This window comes from Kitasatospora sp. NPDC041988, assembly GCF_055588525.1.
Map to the genome: position 1 here is coordinate 24,288 of NZ_JBVJCO010000023.1, position 16,806 is coordinate 41,093.

General features: G+C 74.4%; 19 protein-coding genes, 1 tRNA gene and 1 riboswitch. Of the genes, 14 read left to right on the plus strand and 6 right to left on the minus strand.

Annotated elements, in window-relative coordinates:
* Position 1: 1 nt before the first annotated feature.
* Positions 2–862: a M23 family metallopeptidase gene (locus tag ACZ6NC_RS22795; RefSeq protein ID WP_465735523.1), complete on the minus strand. Its 861-nt coding sequence runs from the start codon at positions 860–862 to the stop codon at positions 2–4.
* A gap of 12 nt (positions 863–874) precedes the next feature.
* A riboswitch (cyclic di-AMP (ydaO/yuaA leader) is annotated at positions 875–1,033 on the minus strand.
* A gap of 254 nt (positions 1,034–1,287) precedes the next feature.
* On the opposite strand from ACZ6NC_RS22795, the gene ACZ6NC_RS22800 reads away from it, so the two are divergent.
* The 3 genes from ACZ6NC_RS22800 (at position 1,288) to ACZ6NC_RS22810 (ending at position 3,233) form a co-directional block, all read left to right on the plus strand.
* Positions 1,288–1,578, plus strand: coding sequence for a YiaA/YiaB family inner membrane protein (locus tag ACZ6NC_RS22800; protein ID WP_465735525.1), 291 nt, complete (start codon positions 1,288–1,290; stop codon positions 1,576–1,578).
* 127 nt (positions 1,579–1,705) lie between these two features.
* On the plus strand, positions 1,706–2,533 hold the full coding sequence (locus ACZ6NC_RS22805) for an alpha/beta fold hydrolase (RefSeq protein ID WP_465735527.1): 828 nt from the start codon (positions 1,706–1,708) through the stop codon (positions 2,531–2,533).
* A 130-nt stretch (positions 2,534–2,663) separates the two neighbouring features.
* The gene (locus ACZ6NC_RS22810) at positions 2,664–3,233 is read left to right on the plus strand and encodes a TetR/AcrR family transcriptional regulator (RefSeq protein WP_465735529.1); all 570 of its coding nucleotides are present in this window, start codon (positions 2,664–2,666) and stop codon (positions 3,231–3,233) included.
* 73 nt (positions 3,234–3,306) lie between these two features.
* Here the strand turns inward: ACZ6NC_RS22810 and ACZ6NC_RS22815 are convergent.
* Positions 3,307–3,383 (minus strand) — tRNA-Ile (locus ACZ6NC_RS22815).
* Between the two features lie 188 nt (positions 3,384–3,571).
* Between ACZ6NC_RS22815 and ACZ6NC_RS22820 the strand changes: the two genes are divergently transcribed.
* The 8 genes from ACZ6NC_RS22820 (at position 3,572) to ACZ6NC_RS22855 (ending at position 11,707) form a co-directional block, all read left to right on the plus strand.
* Entirely contained in the window at positions 3,572–5,902 is a 2,331-nt protein-coding gene (locus ACZ6NC_RS22820) for a SpoIIE family protein phosphatase (RefSeq protein WP_465735531.1), read from the plus strand.
* A 182-nt stretch (positions 5,903–6,084) separates the two neighbouring features.
* Complete coding sequence (locus ACZ6NC_RS22825) at positions 6,085–7,428, plus strand: ATP-binding protein (protein WP_465735659.1); 1,344 nt, start codon at positions 6,085–6,087, stop codon at positions 7,426–7,428.
* Positions 7,412–7,825 carry a roadblock/LC7 domain-containing protein gene (locus ACZ6NC_RS22830; protein ID WP_209413505.1) on the plus strand — a complete coding sequence of 138 codons (414 nt, stop codon included), beginning with the start codon at positions 7,412–7,414 and terminating at the stop codon, positions 7,823–7,825. Before ACZ6NC_RS22825 ends, ACZ6NC_RS22830 begins: the two co-directional genes overlap by 17 nt.
* The gene (locus ACZ6NC_RS22835; RefSeq protein ID WP_465735533.1) at positions 7,822–8,169 is read left to right on the plus strand and encodes a DUF742 domain-containing protein; all 348 of its coding nucleotides are present in this window, start codon (positions 7,822–7,824) and stop codon (positions 8,167–8,169) included. The genes ACZ6NC_RS22830 and ACZ6NC_RS22835 overlap by 4 nt, the downstream gene beginning before the upstream one ends.
* A gap of 52 nt (positions 8,170–8,221) precedes the next feature.
* Positions 8,222–8,791 carry a GTP-binding protein gene (locus ACZ6NC_RS22840; RefSeq protein WP_465735661.1) on the plus strand — a complete coding sequence of 190 codons (570 nt, stop codon included), beginning with the start codon at positions 8,222–8,224 and terminating at the stop codon, positions 8,789–8,791.
* A gap of 86 nt (positions 8,792–8,877) precedes the next feature.
* On the plus strand, positions 8,878–10,332 hold the full coding sequence (locus ACZ6NC_RS22845; RefSeq protein WP_465735535.1) for a cytochrome P450: 1,455 nt from the start codon (positions 8,878–8,880) through the stop codon (positions 10,330–10,332).
* Positions 10,296–11,402: a cytochrome P450 family protein gene (locus ACZ6NC_RS22850; protein WP_465735537.1), complete on the plus strand. Its 1,107-nt coding sequence runs from the start codon at positions 10,296–10,298 to the stop codon at positions 11,400–11,402. Before ACZ6NC_RS22845 ends, ACZ6NC_RS22850 begins: the two co-directional genes overlap by 37 nt.
* A 44-nt stretch (positions 11,403–11,446) precedes the next feature.
* On the plus strand, positions 11,447–11,707 hold the full coding sequence (locus ACZ6NC_RS22855; RefSeq protein WP_465735539.1) for a hypothetical protein: 261 nt from the start codon (positions 11,447–11,449) through the stop codon (positions 11,705–11,707).
* Between the two features lie 175 nt (positions 11,708–11,882).
* Here ACZ6NC_RS22855 and ACZ6NC_RS22860 read toward each other — a convergent pair whose 3' ends face one another.
* The gene (locus ACZ6NC_RS22860; RefSeq protein WP_465735663.1) at positions 11,883–12,695 is read right to left on the minus strand and encodes an isocitrate lyase/PEP mutase family protein; all 813 of its coding nucleotides are present in this window, start codon (positions 12,693–12,695) and stop codon (positions 11,883–11,885) included.
* A 20-nt stretch (positions 12,696–12,715) separates the two neighbouring features.
* Entirely contained in the window at positions 12,716–13,189 is a 474-nt protein-coding gene (locus tag ACZ6NC_RS22865; RefSeq protein ID WP_465735541.1) for a carboxymuconolactone decarboxylase family protein, read from the minus strand.
* Positions 13,190–13,420: 231 nt separating this feature from the next.
* On the opposite strand from ACZ6NC_RS22865, the gene ACZ6NC_RS22870 reads away from it, so the two are divergent.
* Positions 13,421–14,206 (plus strand): NRDE family protein, encoded by a 786-nt coding sequence (locus ACZ6NC_RS22870; RefSeq protein ID WP_465735543.1) that lies wholly within the window; start codon positions 13,421–13,423, stop codon positions 14,204–14,206.
* Positions 14,207–14,402: 196 nt separating this feature from the next.
* The gene (locus ACZ6NC_RS22875; protein ID WP_465735545.1) at positions 14,403–14,804 is read left to right on the plus strand and encodes a hypothetical protein; all 402 of its coding nucleotides are present in this window, start codon (positions 14,403–14,405) and stop codon (positions 14,802–14,804) included.
* Positions 14,805–15,022: 218 nt separating this feature from the next.
* Here the strand turns inward: ACZ6NC_RS22875 and ACZ6NC_RS22880 are convergent, their stop codons facing one another.
* The gene (locus ACZ6NC_RS22880; RefSeq protein ID WP_465735547.1) at positions 15,023–15,583 is read right to left on the minus strand and encodes a TetR/AcrR family transcriptional regulator; all 561 of its coding nucleotides are present in this window, start codon (positions 15,581–15,583) and stop codon (positions 15,023–15,025) included.
* An 82-nt stretch (positions 15,584–15,665) separates the two neighbouring features.
* On the opposite strand from ACZ6NC_RS22880, the gene ACZ6NC_RS22885 reads away from it, so the two are divergent.
* The gene (locus tag ACZ6NC_RS22885; protein ID WP_465735549.1) at positions 15,666–16,508 is read left to right on the plus strand and encodes a patatin-like phospholipase family protein; all 843 of its coding nucleotides are present in this window, start codon (positions 15,666–15,668) and stop codon (positions 16,506–16,508) included.
* Between the two features lie 104 nt (positions 16,509–16,612).
* Here ACZ6NC_RS22885 and ACZ6NC_RS22890 read toward each other — a convergent pair whose 3' ends face one another.
* Complete coding sequence (locus tag ACZ6NC_RS22890; RefSeq protein ID WP_465735551.1) at positions 16,613–16,756, minus strand: hypothetical protein; 144 nt, start codon at positions 16,754–16,756, stop codon at positions 16,613–16,615.
* Between the last annotated feature and the right edge of the window lie 50 nt (positions 16,757–16,806).

The window sequence follows — 16,806 nt, forward strand, 5'->3', positions numbered from 1 at the left end:
GTCAGGGGGTGATGCCGCGCTGCTCGAACCAGGTCTCCGGGTCGACCGGGGCGCCGCCGCCGGGGCGGACCTCCAGGTGCAGGTGCGGGCCGGTGACGTTGCCGGTGGCGCCGACCTTGCCGAGCTGCTGGCCGGGGACGACCTTGCCGGAGCCCTTGATGATCGAGGAGAGGTGGCAGTACCAGATCTCGGTGCCGTCGGGCAGCGTCTCGACGATCCGGTAGCCGTAGGAGCCGGCCCAGCCGGCCGAGGTGACGGTGCCCTGGCCGACCGCGTAGACCGGGGTGCCGGTGTCCGCGGCGAAGTCCAGGCCGGTGTGCAGGTGGGCCCAGTACGAGGCGCTCTGGCCGTAGTGGGCGGAGAGGTTGTAGTCGCGCACCGGCAGGTTGATGGCGGCGAGCTTGGCCTTCTCGGCCTCCTCGGCGGCCCGCTTGGCCTCCTGCTGCTGGGCGGCGCGCTTGGTCTCGGCCTCCTTGGCGGCCTGGAGCCGGGCGGTCTCCTCGGCGGCGGTGCGCTGGCTGTCGGCCTGCTGCTGGATCCGGGCGGCGAGCGCGAGGCCGGGGTCGGCGCTGAGGGCGACCGGGGTCTCGTCGGGGGCCTCGACGGCGGGCGCGGCGGCCGGGGTCGCGGAGGCGAAGCCGGTGGCGCCCAGGGTGGCGGCGACGGCGGTGACGCCGAGCAGTGGCGCCGTCCCGCGGGTCTGACGCGGCATCCGGTGCCGGCTGGCCTCGGCGGCCTGCGGGGCGGCCTCGTCGGAGGGCCCGCCGTACTCGCCGGGGTGGGCGGGCGGCCACGGGTGGTCGAGCAGCTGGGTGCCGGCGGGGGAGCCGGGCAGGTGTGCCGGAGAGTGCGTCGACGCCACGGAGGCGCGCTCCTTTCCTTCCTTCGCGCCTACCGGGTTAGCTGACGGGTTCGGAGCAGGAAGGTCTCCTACGGCTGGGCCTGGGCCCGGCCGATTCACCCCAAGGAACGTGGTTCCCCGGCTCCCTGACCTGCCCGGAGGCCGGCCGGTGGGATTAGGCGACGGCGCACGGTGCCGTCTGGGTACGGCGTTGCGGACCGCGCTGCGTTATCAAACGTTAATCCTAGGAGCCCCTGATTCCAAGCCATCCGTCCGGGGCATCCGGATACAGTCCGGACACTACGTGACCTGATGGGCGTTTTGGGGCGTTTGGCGACAACTGACGACTACTGACACCACCGAACGTGATTGGACGTCAACGAACGACCCCCCATCTGAGTACTTCTACTCATGTGCGGCCTGGCCGGCACGGCCATCCTGGCGCCATGAACGCACCGATGCAGTCACGCACCACGGCCGCGTACTACGTCCAGGCCGTGCTCTCCTTCGCACTCTCCGCCAGCACCCTGGCGGTCGGGATCGCCTACCTCCCGGTGGGCGGCTGGACCCGGGCCTTCCTCGGGATCGGCCTGCTCTACACCGTCACCTCCTCGTTCACCCTGGCCAAGGTGATCCGCGACAAGCAGGAGACCAACGAGATCGTCACCCGGGTGGACCAGGCCCGCCTGGAGAAGCTGCTGGCGGAGCACGACCCGTTCAAGGTGGAGGGGGTCTGACGCCACCTCCCGACCACCCCTCGGACGCGGCTGCCGTCGACCGCTTGACGGCTAAGGCTATTAGCCTTAGCTTTATGGCTATCGGCACAACCGCCGATGACCGTTCCGGCGGACCGAGGAGGCCCCCATGCCCGGCACCACCGCCCCCACCACCCGGTACCTCGACGTCCCCGGCGGCCGGCTCGCCTACGACGACACCGAGCAGGGCGACGGCGCCCCCGTCGTCCTGCTCCCCGGGATGCTCGACAGCCGGGCCGCCTACCGCCACCTGCGCCCGCTGCTGATCGCCGCCGGCCACCGGGTGATCACGATGGACCTGCGCGGCTTCGGCGAGTCCTCGATCGCCTGGGACGACTACTCGCCGGCCGCGATCGCCACCGACGTCCTCGCCCTGCTCGACCACCTCGGCATCGAGCGCGCCGTCCTCGCCGGCAACTCGTACACCGGCGCCACCGTCGTCAAGGCCGCCGGGGACGCGCCCGAGCGGGTCGCCGGGATCGTCCTGCTGGACGCCTTCGTCGAGAACCTGCCGCCGAACGCCCTGCAGCGCGCGATGTTCGCCGTGATGGGCACGCTGCTGGTGCACTCCCCCGCGTTCTGGGGCCTCTACCACCGGAGGATGGCCTACCCCACCGCCAAGCCGGCCGACTTCGACGCGTACGTGGACGGGCTGGTCGCCGCGATGCGCACGCCCGGCCGCAAGGCCGCCACCCGCGGCCAGGTCCACGGGGACTCCGCGCCCGTCGGCTGGACCGCCGCCGTGCGGTGCCCGGCGCTGGTCGTCATGGGCAGCAAGGACCCCGACTTCCCCAAGCCGGAGCTGGTCGCCGACCGGCAGGCCGCCGCGCTGCGCGCCCGCAAGGTGATGATCGAGGACGCCGGCCACTACCCGATGGCCGACCACCCGCAGGCCACCGCCGACGCGCTGCTGCCGTTCCTCGCCGAGCTGGCCTGAGCCGCACCGGGCCGAGCCCGAGCCGAACCGGGCCTGAGCCGCACCGGGCCTGAGCCACACCGGGCCGGGCTTGCCGAGCCGGCCCGAGCCTCCCGACACCCCGGAACCGGAACCACGGAGAACCGTCCCCATGCCCCGAGTAGGACTCACCCCCGAGCAGGTCGTCGGCCACGCCCTCGCCCTCATCGACGAGCAGGGCCCCGAGGGCCTCACCCTCGCCGCCGTCGCCGTGCGGGCCAACGTGGCCACGCCCTCGCTGTACAAGCACGTCAGCGGCGGCCTTGCCGAACTGCGGCGGCTGATCGCCGTCCGGGTCACCGAGGAGCTGGCCGACCGGCTCGCCGAGGCCGCCCTCGGCCGCGGCGGGGACGACGCCGTCGCCGCCGTCCTGCGCGCCTACCACGCGTACGCCACCGAACACCCGCACCGCTACAACGCGCTCCCGCAGGCCCCGCAGCCGGACGACGACCTCACCCGGGCGGCCACGCGACTGGTCGGCGTGATCATCGCGGTGCTGCGCGAGTACGGGCTCTCCGGGTCCGAGGCCATCCACGCCGCCCGCGCCGTCCGCTCGGTGGCCCACGGCTTCGCCTCGCTCTCCATCGGCGGCGCGTTCCAGCTCGCCGAGGACCTCGGCGACACCCAGGACCGCCTGATCACCGTGCTCACCCACGGCCTCCGCGACTGGCCCGGAGCCTGAGCCGCCCAGCTGCGCGAGGAGGCGGCGGAAACGCCGAAGGGCCCGGAGCGGGATCGCTCCGGGCCCTTCGCGGTGGTGGGCCTAACAGGACTTGAACCTGTGGCCTCTTCCTTATCAGGGAAGCGCTCTAACCGTCTGAGCTATAGGCCCTCGCCGCTCGCAGATCCTACTCGACCTCCGCCCGGTGCCGCACATCCGTCCCGGCCGGTCCGCCGTGCCCCCGTCCCGGCGGAGCGTGCCGCCCACCTCACCATTCACCGGCATACGAAATAAGGTATTAAGAATTGAGTGGCCGATAAGGCACCATCCGAGAAGGCAACGGAAAGGCCGGGGATCCCATGGACCTGACCTCGCCGTGGCTTCCCCCCTCCGAGGACGAGAGCCGGACGCCGCGCAGCAGCCCCACCGCGCGCAGCGCCATGCGCTGCGTCCGCTTACTGCTCGGCTGCACCAGCGCCGCCGAACTGCTCGGCACGATCCTCGCCGAGGGCCCCGGCTGGATCACCGGTGAGGGGTCCGCGCTCTACCTGCTGGACTCCGCCGGCATGCTCCGGCTCACCGCCTCCCACGGCCTGCCCGAGTGGGCCCACGAGCGGTACAACGTGGTCGACCCGGCGAGCGACCTGCCCGCCGCGATGGCGCTCAGGCTGCGCCGGCCCTATCTGCTCAGCCCTGAGCGCACCAGCGTCGACTACCCCAACCGCAACGCCGGCATGGGCACCGGCATGGTCGCCATCATCACCCTGCCGATGGTCGTCGACGAGGAGCCGATCGGCGTACTGGCCCTGGCGCTGGCCCACCGGGGCACCGTCCCCCGGCGCGACCTGGACGTCCTGGAGACGCTCGGCGACGCCTGCGCCCACCGGCTCTCGCACCTGCTCGACCACGTCAGCGCCGGGACCGGCGTGGAGCGGGGCGTCCGCACCGGCACCGCTCCCGGCACCGCTCCCGGCACCGGGGTCGGAACGCCGTCCGGATCCGGCGGGGAGAACACCGGCCGGGCCGCCGGGCTGGCCCACCCGCTGCTCTCGCTGGCCGTCCGCTCCGCCGGGCACGGCGCCTTCGAACGCGACCTGGTCACCGGCGAGTCGTACTGGGACGCCCAGGCCTACCGGGTGGCGGGCCAGCCGCTGCCGGAGGGGGGCGGCCCGGCACCCGCCCCCGACCTGGACCGGATCGTCCACCCCGAGGACCTGCCGGACTTCCAGGCCGCCCTCGCCGAGGTACTCGCCACCGGCGGCCCGTACCGGATCACCTACCGGGTGCTGCGCCGGGGCGGCGGGGTGGTCCGGATCGAGGAGACCGGCGAGGTGATGCTGGACGTGCACCGGCGGCCGGTCCGGATCGCCGGCCTGGTCGCCGACCGGGACCGCGCCCGCGCCCCCGAGGAACGCCCGCCCGCCGGCGAGCCGGGTGGCGCCCCCGCGGCCGGGGCCCGCTCGGCGCTGCTGCTGGCGCTCACCCGGGCGCTGTCCCGCGCGATCACCGTCCGGGACGTCACCACCGCGGTGACCGACATCGCCCGCCCGGCCTTCGGCGCCGCCAGCATCGTGCTCGACCTGGTGGACGAGGGCCGGCTGCTGCCCGTCTCGCACACCGTCTACGGCGGGCCGCGCCGCACCGAGCTGACCCGGCTGGCGAACCTCTCCGAGGGCGTGATGCAGCACGCGCTGGCCCGCTCCACCCCGCTGTTCAGCGAACCGGGCCGGACCGGGCGCGCGCCGGACGGCAGCGGCGGACCGCTCACCCCGCCCGCCTGGGCGGTGCTGCCGCTGGTCGCCTCGGGGCGGCAGGTCGGCTCCTGCCTGATCACCTTCGCCACCGAGCGGGTCTTCGGCCGCGAGGACCGCACGCTCTACTCCGCGTTCGCCGGCATCCTGGCGCAGTCCCTGGAACGCGCCCGCCTCTACGACACCCACCACCACCGGGCCACCGAGCTCCAGCGCGCCATGCTGCCGCGCACGCTGCCCCGGCTGCCCGGCATCGCCAGCGCCGCCCGCTACCTGCCCAGCACCGAGGGCATGCAGATCGGCGGCGACTGGTACGACCTGCTCCGGCTGCCGGACGGCGGGATCGGCCTGGTGATCGGCGACGTCCAGGGCCACAACGCCGAGGCCACCGCCGTGATGGGGCAGCTGCGCAGCGCGCTGCGGGCGTACGCCACCGACGGGCACGATCCGGCCGCGACGCTGGCCCGGACCAGCCGGCTGCTCTCCGGCCTGGACACCGACCTCTTCGCCACCTGCCTCTACATCACCCTCGACCCGGCCGACGGCACCCTGCGGGCGGCCCGCGCCGGGCATCCGCCCCCGGTCCGGATCACCGACGACGCCAGGGCCGTCGAGCTGGACCTGCCCGGCGGCCCCCCGCTGGGCGTCGACCCGGAGGCCGCCTACCACCTGTCGGTCGGCCACCTGGCACCCGGCGAGACGCTGCTCGTCTACACGGACGGGCTGGTCGAGGACCGCGAGGAGGACTACGACGAGTCGGTGCAGCGGATGCTCGGCGGGCTGGAGCTCTGGGCCCGGCAGGCCGGCCCGGTGCGGATCGGTCCGGCGCCGGCCCTGGAGCGGCTGGCCGACCTGCTCACCCTCAACGTCACCGAGCGCCGCTCACGGCCGGACGACGTGGCGCTGCTCCTGTTGCACCGGGTGTCAGCAGGGCAGTAGCCGCCCCGCCCCGAGCTGCCTCGAAGGCAGGCAGGCGGCGAAACCCCCTGCAGCAAGGGCCGATCGGGGGCGAAGGACATCGGATTGGCGCCGTATTGACGGGATATTGACGAGATCCGGTCAATTGGCGAGATCCGTTCACACCTTCGTAGGATCATCACCCTAGAATTCGCCGCGTGACGATGACTCAGTGGTGCGCAACGGCAACCGGCGTTCTCGCCGCCCTCGCCCTCGTGGCCGCCGCCCGCTACCGCGCGGTCTCCGCCACCCAGCGCCGCCGCCACGACCGGCAGCAGCACGAGCTCGCCCGCCTCCGGGAGGAGCTGAACACCGAACTGTCCCGGCGCGGCAGCGAACTGGCCGCCGTCCAGCAGGAACAGGAACTCAACGCCTCCACCCAGCGCGCCTTCCTCAGCGTGGCCCGCCGGATCCTCGTCATGGCGCACGACCAACAGGCCCTGCTGGACGAGATGGAACGCACCCACGACGACCCGGCGCTGTTGGAGGGCCTGCTCAAGGCCGACCACGCCGCAGCCCAACAGGCCCGCCTCGCCCAGACCCTGGCCGTCCTCTGCGGCGCCCGGGCCGGGCGGCACTGGCCTGAGCCGGTCTCGCTGGAGGACGTGGTCCGCGGCGCCCAGTCGCGCATCCTGCCCTTCCAGCGGGTGGTCGTCCGCAGTCGGATCGAGACCGCCGTCGTCGGCGCCGCCGCCGAGGCACTGATCCACGCCGTGGCCGAACTGCTCGACAACGCCACCCGCTACTCCCCGCCCAGCACGCAGGTGTTCGTCACCCTGATGCCGGTGCACAACGGCGCCGTGGTCGAGATCGACGACGGCGGCGTCGGCATGCCCGAGCAGGCGGTCGCCAAGGCGGCCTCCGCCCTGGCCGGCGGCTCCGCGCTGGAGGTCTCCCGCCTCGGCGAGGTGCCGCAGCTGGGCCTCGCGGCGGTCGGCCGGCTCGCCGAGCAGTACGGCTTCCGGGTCACCCTCAGCTCCGCGCCCTCACCGTACGGCGGTGTGCGGGTCGTGGTGCTGCTGCCGAACGCCCTGCTCACCGAGCCCCTCCCGCCGACCGTCCCGGGTCTCGGCCCCGGCGACCCGGCGTTCACCCTCGGCCCGCGCCACCCCGCGGCTCCCCTGCACCCGGCCGCACCCACGGCCGCCCCTCAGGAAGCCGGCCGGCCACCGGCACCCGGACACCCCCCGGGCCCCGGGCACCCCCTGGTGGACACCCCGCCGACCGACCGATCCCCCTCGGCCGGCCCCGACGTCCCACCGCCGCTGCCCCGCCGGAGCCACCGGCGCGACCGCGCCAACCGCCACGGCGCGCCGGCCGCTCCCCCGCCGGCGCCCGCCCCGCCGTACCGCTCGGCGCAGGACGCCCAGGCGTTCATGGCGATGTTCCAGGCCGGGACGGCCAGCGGCCGCTCGGCCGCCCGGGCCGCCACCCACCCCGATCCTTCCCTTCCCGCTTCCCCCCAGCTTCCCCAGCGCTTCGGAGAGTTCCATGACCACCACCCCTGATCTCGGCTGGCTGCTCGCCGACATCGTCTCCGTCCCCGAGGTCCGGCACGCCGTCGTGGTGTCCAACGACGGCCTGGAGATCGGCCGCAGCGAGGGCATCCTGCGCGAGGACGCCGAACGACTCGCCGCCGCCTGCTCGGGCCTGCAGTCGCTGGCTCGCGGCGTCGCCCAGGGCTTCGGCGGCCACGGCAGCGCCACCCGCCAGATCATCATCGAGTACGGCGGCGGCTACCTCTTCATCGTCGCCGCCGGGGCCGGCGCCCACCTGGCCGTGGTGACCGGCGAGGCCGTCGACGCCGGCCTGGTCGCCTACCAGATGCAGGTCCTGGTCGAGCGGATCGGCACCCACCTCACCAGCCCGCCGCGCGTCGATCACGCGGCGGGGGGCCAGCGGTGACCGGGCCGGTACGGCCCTATGTGATCACCGGTGGCCGCAGCCGGCCCACCCGGGCCGCGCTCGCCGTCGAAAGCCTGGTCAGCGCCTTACCCGACCGCCCCGAACTGCCCGAGGACGTGCTGCTCAACCGCGAGCACCAACGGATCCTCGACCTCTGCCGCAGCCTGCTGTCGATCGCCGAGGTGGCGGCCCACCTGGGGCTGCCGCTCGGCATCGTCAAGGTGCTGGTCGGCGACCTCTGGGACCTCGGCGCCGTACAGGTGCTCCCGCCCGTCCCGCAGGCCGAACGCCTGCCCGCAACCCTCCTGGAAGAGGTGCTCGTTGGCCTCCGCCAACTCCGCTGAAGCCCCCGCCGACCGGCCCGCCGTCTCCGGCTCGCCCGCCGAACCGCAGTACCTGCCGTCCTCCGTGCAGGGCGCGGTCAAGATCCTGGTCACCGGCCCGTTCGGGGTCGGCAAGACCACGCTGGTCGGCTCACTCAGCGAGATCACCCCGCTGCGCACCGAGGAGACCATGACGGCCGCCAGCAGCGGCATCGACGACCTCACCGGGCGCGGCGGCAAGACCACCACCACCGTCGCACTGGACTTCGGCCGGATCACGCTCAACCCGCGGCTCGCCCTGTACCTCTTCGGCACCCCCGGCCAGCAGCGGTTCCGGCCCCTCTGGGACGACCTGTCGCGCGGTGCGCTCGGCGCCATCGCCATGGTGGACCTGCGCCGCCCCGACGAGAGCTTCGACGTGCTCGGGCGGCTGGAGGAACAGCAGATCCCGTTCGCCGTCGCCGTCAACACCTTCCCGGACACGCCGAGCTACCCCGAGGAGGAGCTGCGCTCCGCCCTCGACCTGCTCCCCGACGTGCCGATCCTGTACTGCGACGCGCGGGACCGGCGGGCCGCGTACGACCTGCTGATCGACTTCGTCGCCCACCTGCACGCCACCGCCGTCCTGGAGCTCCAACGATGACGAATCCCGAGCCCGGTACGGCCGTTCCGCCCCTGGCTCCACCCCCCGGGCCCCCGCCCGGCTGCCCGGCACACGCCGGCGGGGGCATGCCGGGCAGCGCCGTACCCACCGGCGGGGGCTTCCCCGCCGGGGTGCCGCTGTCACCGCTGTACGGGCCTGCCGTCGCCGACGACCCGCACGGCCTGTACGCCCGGCTGCGCGCGCAGTACGGCCCGGTCGCGCCGATCGAGCTGGAGCCCGGCGTCGAGGCCTGGCTGGTGCTCGGCTACCCCGAGCTGCTCGAACTCACCCGCAACGAGGCCCTGTTCTCCAAGGACTCGCGTAGCTGGCGGGTCCCCGCCGAGGGCCGGCTCGCCGCCGACTCCCGGCTGCTGCCGATGACCGCCTGGCGGCCCACCCTGCTCAACCTGGACGGCGCCGAGCACCAGCGGCTGCGCGCCGCCGTCTCCGACACGCTCGCCCAGATCGACCACCGCCAGCTGCGCGAGACCACCGAGGCCGCCGCCCACGCCCTGATCGACAGCTGGGGACCGGACGGCACCGCCGACCTGGTCGCCCAGTACTCGCGCCGGCTGCCGCTGCTGGTCTTCACCCAGCTGATCGGCCTGCCCGCCGAGGCCGGGCCCCGTCTCATCGAGCTGATCAGCCACTTCGTCGACAGCAGCGAGAAGTCGGTCCGGGCCAACGCGGAGTTCCAGGCCATCCTGGTCGACCTCGTCCGGCGGCGGCGCACCACGCCCGGCGCCGACCTCACCTCCTGGCTGCTGGCCCACCCGGCCGCGCTGACCGACGAGGAGGCGGTCCACCACCTGGTGGTGATGATGGTCGCGGGCAACGAGACCAGCATCAACTGGACCGGCAACACCCTGCGGCTGCTGCTCACCGACCGGCGGTTCCGGGCCACCCTCACCGGCGGCCGGCTCACCGTCGCCGACGCGCTGGAGGAGGTGCTCTGGCGCGACCCGCCGACGCAGAACTTCCCCGGCCGCTGGGCCACCGGCGACACCGTCCTCGGCGGCCAGTACATCAGCGCCGGCGACATGCTCGTCCTCGGCCTGGCCGCGGCCAACGCCGACCCGGCCGCCCAGGGCACCGCGTCCGCCGCGCACGGCACCCTCGGCGGGAACCGGGCCCACCTGGCCTGGGGCGCCGGCAGGCACGTCTGCCCGGCCCAGCACCCGGCCCGGATCATCGTCGAGACCGCCGTCGAGACCCTGCTGCACCGCCTGCCCGACCTCCAACTGGCAGTGCCGCCGCACGACCTGGCCTGGCGGCCGTCACCCTGGTCGCGCGCCCTGGTCAGCCTGCCGGTGCTCTACAGCGCCTTCACCCCGCCCCGCCTTCCCGCACCCGAGAGGCCCGCATGGACACCGCCGCACCCGAGCACGACGGAGCCGGCCACCGGCCCGGCCCCGGCCGCCCCGAGCCCGTCCGGCTCGACCCCTTCGGAGGCGACCAGCACGGGGAGAACGCCCGACTCCGGGCAGCCGGGCCGGCGGTCCTGGTGGAACTCCCTGGCGGGGTGGTGGTCTGGGCGATAACCCACCACGACACCCTGCAGGAGCTGCTCGCCGACCCGCGCGTCGGCAAGAACCCGCAGCTGTGGACGACCTTCACCGAGGGCCGGCTGCCAAAGGGCTGGCCGCTGCTGAACTTCGTCACCGTGCCGGGCATGGTCACCGCCGACGGCGAGGACCACCGGCGGCTGCGCGGCCTGGTCAGCCAGGCCTTCACCCCGCGCCGGATCGCCGAGCTGCAGCCCGCGATCGAGGCCCGGACGGTGGCGCTGCTCGACCAGGTCGCCACGCTGGAGGGCGAGTTCGACCTGCGCGAGCACTTCGCCTACCCGCTGCCGATGCAGGTCATCGGCGAGCTGCTGGGCCTGCCGCCCAAGCAGCAGGACGAACTGCACGAGCTCTCCGACACCCTGGTCTCCAGCTCCGCCACCCCCGAGGCCGCCGTCGCCGCCCAGCAGGGCCTGTTCGCGCTGCTCGCCTCGGTCGTCGCGGGCAAGCGCGCCGAGCCCGGCGACGACCTCACCACCGACCTGATCGCCGCACGCGAGGCCGGGGACCGGCTCAGCGAGCAGGAGCTGGTGGGCACCCTGCTGCTGATGCTGGTGGCCGGCCACGAGACCACGCTCAACCTGATCACCAACGCCGTCCGCGCCCTGCTCGCGCACCCCGACCAGCTGCGGCTGGTGCTGGACGGCACGGCGTCGTGGTCCGCGGTGGTCGAGGAGACGCTGCGGTACGACTCGCCGGTCGGGCAGTTCCCGCTGCGGTACGCGACCGATGACATCGCGGTCGGGGACGTCGTCATCCGGCGCGGCGAGGCGCTGATCGCCTCGTACGCCGCCGCCGGGCGGGACTCCGGGCACTACGAGGACGCCGACCGCTTCGACCTCACCCGGCAGCCGAACCGGCACCTCTCGCTCGGCCACGGCCCGCACTTCTGCCTCGGCTCCGGGCTCGCCCGGCTGGAGGCGGAGACGGCGCTGCGGTACCTGTTCGAGCGGTTCCCCGGGCTGGCCCTGGCCGAGGAGGGCCCGGCCGAGCCGATCGGGTCGTTCATCAGCAACAGCGTGAAGACGCTGCGGGTGACCGTCTGACGGATCGGGTGTGACCTCGGGGCGGCCCGGTCGTTGGGGGTTCCATGAAGAAACTCGCCACCCTGGCCGCCCTGACCATGGCGGGCCTCGCGCTGGCCGCCCCCGCCGCGTCCGCCACGACCTCGACCGCCTCGCAGCCGGATGCGCTGGACGGCCTCTCCAGCGGCCTCAACCTCTCCCCCACCGACCTCGCCCTGCACGAGGCCGGCAAGCTGCCGCTGGCCGGCCACCTCGCACAGCAGGTGGAGGCCGTCGGCACCAACCAGATGAGCCACCCGGGGATCAGCGGGCAGGTCCTGAACTGAGGCCCGCTGCCCTCGGGAGTCGTCGAGCCCGCTGAGCGGGTGGTCCGGGTGCGCCCCCGCGCGTACCCGGACCACCCACCCGGTGGGCCGCCCGCTCCGTGGGCCGCCTGCTCCGCGGACGACCTGCGCGGCGGACGGCTCGCTCGGCGGGCGGGTCGCTCGGCGGGCGGGTCGCTCAGCCTTCGGCCAGGGCGTTCAGCTCCTGATAGGTGAGTCCGCCGTCGAGGGCGGTGTAGGTACCCGCGCCGTAGACCTCGTCGGCGGCCCGGCGCACCGCCGCGTACGCCACCTTGGCCAGGCCCGGCCCCAGGCTGATCCTGGCCACGCCCAGCTTCGCCAGCTCCGGCACCGACGGCGAGCCCGGGCCCGCCAGCACGTTCAGCGGCGCCGGGACGGCCGCGACCAGGGCCGCGATCGTCTCCGGGTCGGCCACACCGGGCACGAACACCCCGTCCGCACCCGCCTCGACGTACGCGCGCAGGCGGGTGATCGCCTCGTCCAGGCGGCCGGCCGGGTCGCCGATCTGGCGGAGGAAGACGTCGGTGCGGCCGTTGATGAAGAGGTCGACCCCGGCATTCGCCGCGGCCGCCCGGGCCGCCGCGATCCGCTCGGCCGCCTCGGTGGCCGGCCGGGCCGCGTCCTCCAGGTTCACGCCGACCGCGCCGGTGGCGAGCAGGGCCGCCACCGTCTCGCCGACCTCGCCGGCGGTGGCGCCGAACCCGGTCTCCAGGTCCGCCGTCACCGGCAGCCCGACCGAGCGCACGACCAGCGCGGTCTGGGCGAGCACCTCGTCGCGGTCGGCCGCGTCCCCGTCCGCGCTGCCGAGCGTCCAGGAGACGCTTGCGCTGGCCGTCGCGACGGCCCGCGCGCCGGCCGCGGCGACCAGCCGCGCGCCCGCCGCGTCCCAGACGTTGGCGAGCACCAACGGCTCGCCGGGGCGGTGGAGTTCGCGGAGCGTGCGGGCCTTCTGCTGCCGGCTGTCGGTCATCTCGGTCATGTCGGGGATCCCTACTTCGCGGCCGGGCTGAGGCGGGAGGTGACGCCGATCCGGTTCCAGGCGTTGATGGTGATGATCAGCGCGATCAGCTGGGCCAGTTCGGCCTGCTCGAAGTGCTCGGCGGCCTCGTCGTAGACGGCGTCCGGTACGTGCCCCTCGGTCAGCAGGGTGACCGACTCGGTCAGCGCGAGGGCGGCCCGCTCCTTGGCGGTGAACCAGGAGGTCTCGCGCCAGGCCGGGAGGGAGAGCAGCCGGTGGTTCTGCTCGCCGTTCTTGACCGCGTCGGTGGAGTGCATGTCGATGCAGAAGGCGCAGCCGTTGATCATCGAGGCGTGCACCTTGACCAGCTCGGCCAGCGTCGGGTCCACGCCCTTCCGGGCGCCGCGCTCCAGCGCGAGCATGGCCTGGTAGAAGTCGGGGGCGAGGTCGGGGAGGGAGATCCGCTGCTCGGGGGCGGGCACGGTGGTGGTCTCGGTCGTCGTCATACCCGCCACCCTAGGCGGGGAGTGGACTGGTGGCCTGGCACATTTGAGTCGCGAAATCGTGGGCCACTCGGCGGTCGGTCCACCACGCTCCGCGGTCCGCCCGAGTCTGGCACGGGGACGACGGAAAGGGGAGGGCCCGTACCTGCCCGGGAGCGAACGTTCGTGCGAGGATCGCGGGGAGGGCGGCACCCGTGGGCCGCCCGGTGTCGGCGAGGTCAGGGGGCCCTGCGCGTGTGTACCGCGTTCGTCAGCATCGAACCGTCGTCGGCGGTTCCCGTACTGCTGCTGTCCGTGCGGGACGAGTACGCCGGGCGGCGCTGGTCGCCGCCGGACCACCACTGGCCCGAACACCCGGCGACCGTCGGCGGGCTGGACCTCGCGGCGGGCGGCACCTGGCTGGCGGTCCGCCCCGGCGCCGACCCGGTGGCGGCCTGCCTGCTGAACGGCTTCGGCACCATGGCCCCGGCGCAGGCCCGGCTCTCCCGCGGCGAGCTGCCGCTGACCGCCGTCCGGGACGGCGGGATCGGGCACCTCGACCTGGCGCGGTACGACCCGTTCCACCTCGTCCTGGCGGGGCCGGCCGGTGCACGGGTGCTGAGCTGGGACGGCAGCCGACCGGAGGAGCGTGAACTGCCGTCCGGCCTGAGCGTCGTGCTCAACGACGGGCTGGAGGGCATGGCGGCGGACCGCACCGTATCGGAGCTGGTCCGCTCGCTGATGGCAGCCCGGGCGGCCCGCTTCCGGGCCCGCTTCGAGGCCGCCGCGCGGCCGGAGCCGGTGACGGGCGCCGTCGGGACGGAGCAGGCGTGGGGCGCGTGGCTGCCGATCGTCTCCGGGGACGGCCTCGCCCTGGACGACCCGGCGGCGCTGATCCAGCGTCGCGAGTTCGGCGACGGGCGGATCTGGGGCTCGTCCTCGATCTCCCTGCTCGCCTTCGGCCCGGGCGGCGTGCGCTACGACTTCGGCCCCGCGCCGGTGGGCGGTCCGGCGGACGGCGGCTGGCGGCGGGTCCTCTAGGACCGCCGACGCCGGGCGCCCTCCCCCGACGTCACGCTTCCGGTCTGCCGGAGGGAACCGGGAGCGATCGTCCTGCGGTCCCTGCGAACAAGGCCGGGTCCGGTGGCCGCGCCGGAGGCCGGCGGGTCCGACTTCCGGTGCGCAGCCGGCGCGGTGGTCGTCCGACGGGGGCAGGGGAATGCGGGAGTCACAGGCAGTGGGCAGATCGGCCGGCTCGGCGCCGGGTTGCGGGTGGTACCTCCTGGGGCCCGCGCTCTCCGCCGTCGGGGTCTACGCCGGAACTGTGTGGACCGTCCGGTCGTGGGCGGACTGCCCGCTCGGGAACAACGTCAGCAACAGCATCGGGCTGCAGATGACGATGCCCGCGGTCTGGCTCTGCATGAGCCTGCTGGTGCTCCTCCTGCAACTCGCGCTGCGCCGCCGGCCGCTCCCCGGCGGACGCGCCACCCGGTGGACGGCGCCCGTCGTGGCCGTCGTCCTGCTCACCCTGCTGTACCGGCTGGGGATGGACTGGCCGTACACGCCGCCCGGGGGCGACTGCATGGACGGCTATCCGAGTTTCCCGTTCACCGGCATGACCGGCCCGCGGTTCGACTGAGCGGGCCAGCAGGCAGATGTGCGAGCGGTCCGGCCGGCCGTCGGACCGCACCGGCTCGGCGAAGACGCCCAGCATGCCCCTCGACAGCGGGCCCAGCTCGGCCGGCGTGATGACGGTGCGGACGTGGTCGGCGGCGACGGTGTCGTACGACTCGCGGACGGCGGCCAGGTAGGCGGGCTCGGTCATGCCGCCGACCCTAGGGCTCCGGGTCCGGCCGGTCACCGCCCGAGGAGGTCGGCGAAGCGGTCCAGGGCGAGATCGGTGCGGTGGCGGTCGCCGGTGGTCGTGAGGTCGAACAGCAGGCCCCGGATGACGGCCATGACGAGGGTGGGGGTGACGGTGTCGTCCGGGCCGGTGACGACGTCGCGGAACGTTGCACCGAGGGCCGTGAACCAGTCCGTGATGGCATCGGCCTGGTCCGGGTAGTTCTCGGGGTGGGCGAGGAGGTCGGCGTGCACCTCGAAGAACAGCCGGACGAACGGAGCACGCTCCGGCGCACTCATCCACGCCCAGATGCCGCGCAGCCGCTCCTGCGGTGAACCCGTCTCCCGCGGGAGACGCTCGGCCAGCCGCGCCGCACCCCGGCGGCGGGCCTCGGCGAGGACTGCCGTCACCAACTCCTGCTTGCTGCCGAAGTCGTAGAGCAGCATCCGCGGGCTGGTGTCGAGGGCGGCGGCCAGCGGGCGCAGGCTCAGCCCGGCCAGCCCGTGCGCCAGCACGTAGTCGGTCGCCCGCGCCAGCGTGCGCTCGCGCCGGGCGGGGTCCGGAGGTCGCCCCACGATGTTCGCCCCTTTCTGCGGTGTCATTCTGAGCCTGCGTCAGTATATGGTACGACTGTTTCATTAACGGGAGGACGCAGCCATGCACACACACGACCGAGCACTCGTCCTGGGCCCCGGAGGCCGCGCCGGCGCCGCCTGGGCGGCCGGCCTGGCCCGCGGCCTGCGCGACTTCGGGGTCGATCTGGCCGAGGCCGACCTGATCGTCGGCACCTCGGCCGGAGCGATCGTCGGCGCCCTGCTCGCCACCGGGCAGGACCTCGACCGGCTCGTGGACCCGGCCCGCCGGAAGCCCCCGACAGGCCCCCGGAGCACGGGGGACGCCGGCGCGGTGTTCGCCGTACTGGGCGAACCCGGCCTGGCACCCGAGGAGGCCCGCCGCCGGGTCGGACGGATCGCGCTGGAGCAGGCCGGCCCCGACGCCGAGCAGGCCCTGCTCGCCCAGCGCAGCGCCCTGATCGGCGCGGACGCCTGGCCCGACCGGCAACTGCTGATCACCGCCGTCGACGCCGAAAGCGGCGAACCCGTGGTGTGGGACCGCAGCAGCGGCGTCCCGCTGGTCCACGCCGTGGCCGCGAGCAGCGCCTTCCCGGGGGTGGAACCGCCCGTCACCGTGCACGGACGCCACCACATGGACGGCGCCCTGCGCGCGGGCACCAACGCCGACCTGGCCGCGGGAGCCCGCACACTGGTCGTGGTCGAGCCAATGGCCCACCGGTCGCCGCCCGAAGGGCTCGCCCGGCAGCTGGCGGCCGTCGGAGCGCAGACGGTGGTCACCATCGGCCCCGACCCCGCAGCCGATCCCACCTCCGACCCGGCCGCGCAGGGCTGGGACGCCTGGGTGGACGCCTACCGGGCAGGCGTCCGCCGGGCGGCGGACGTGGCCGAACAGCTCAAGGCCGCCTGGACGACGACGGGAGCCTGACCGCGACGGTGCCCGGGAGAAGACCGCCCCCGCTCGTAACGACGGCGGAGCGGGTGCGAGGCGGGGGCGCGGGTCGGGGGCGCGCCCCCGCCATCGGCGGGGCGTCAGCCCTGGGTGCGGGCGTCGAGCCAGCGCTTGGCGAGCGTCGCGTTGACGGTGTAGAAGAACTCCTGCTTCAGCCCCGGCTCTGTGGTGAGCGCCTCCACCCAGGTCATCGGCCAGTTGCGGCGCCGGTAGTGCTGGTGCACGGCGCGCGTGAAGGCCGCGAGGCTCCCCTGCAGATTGCAGTCACAGCAAC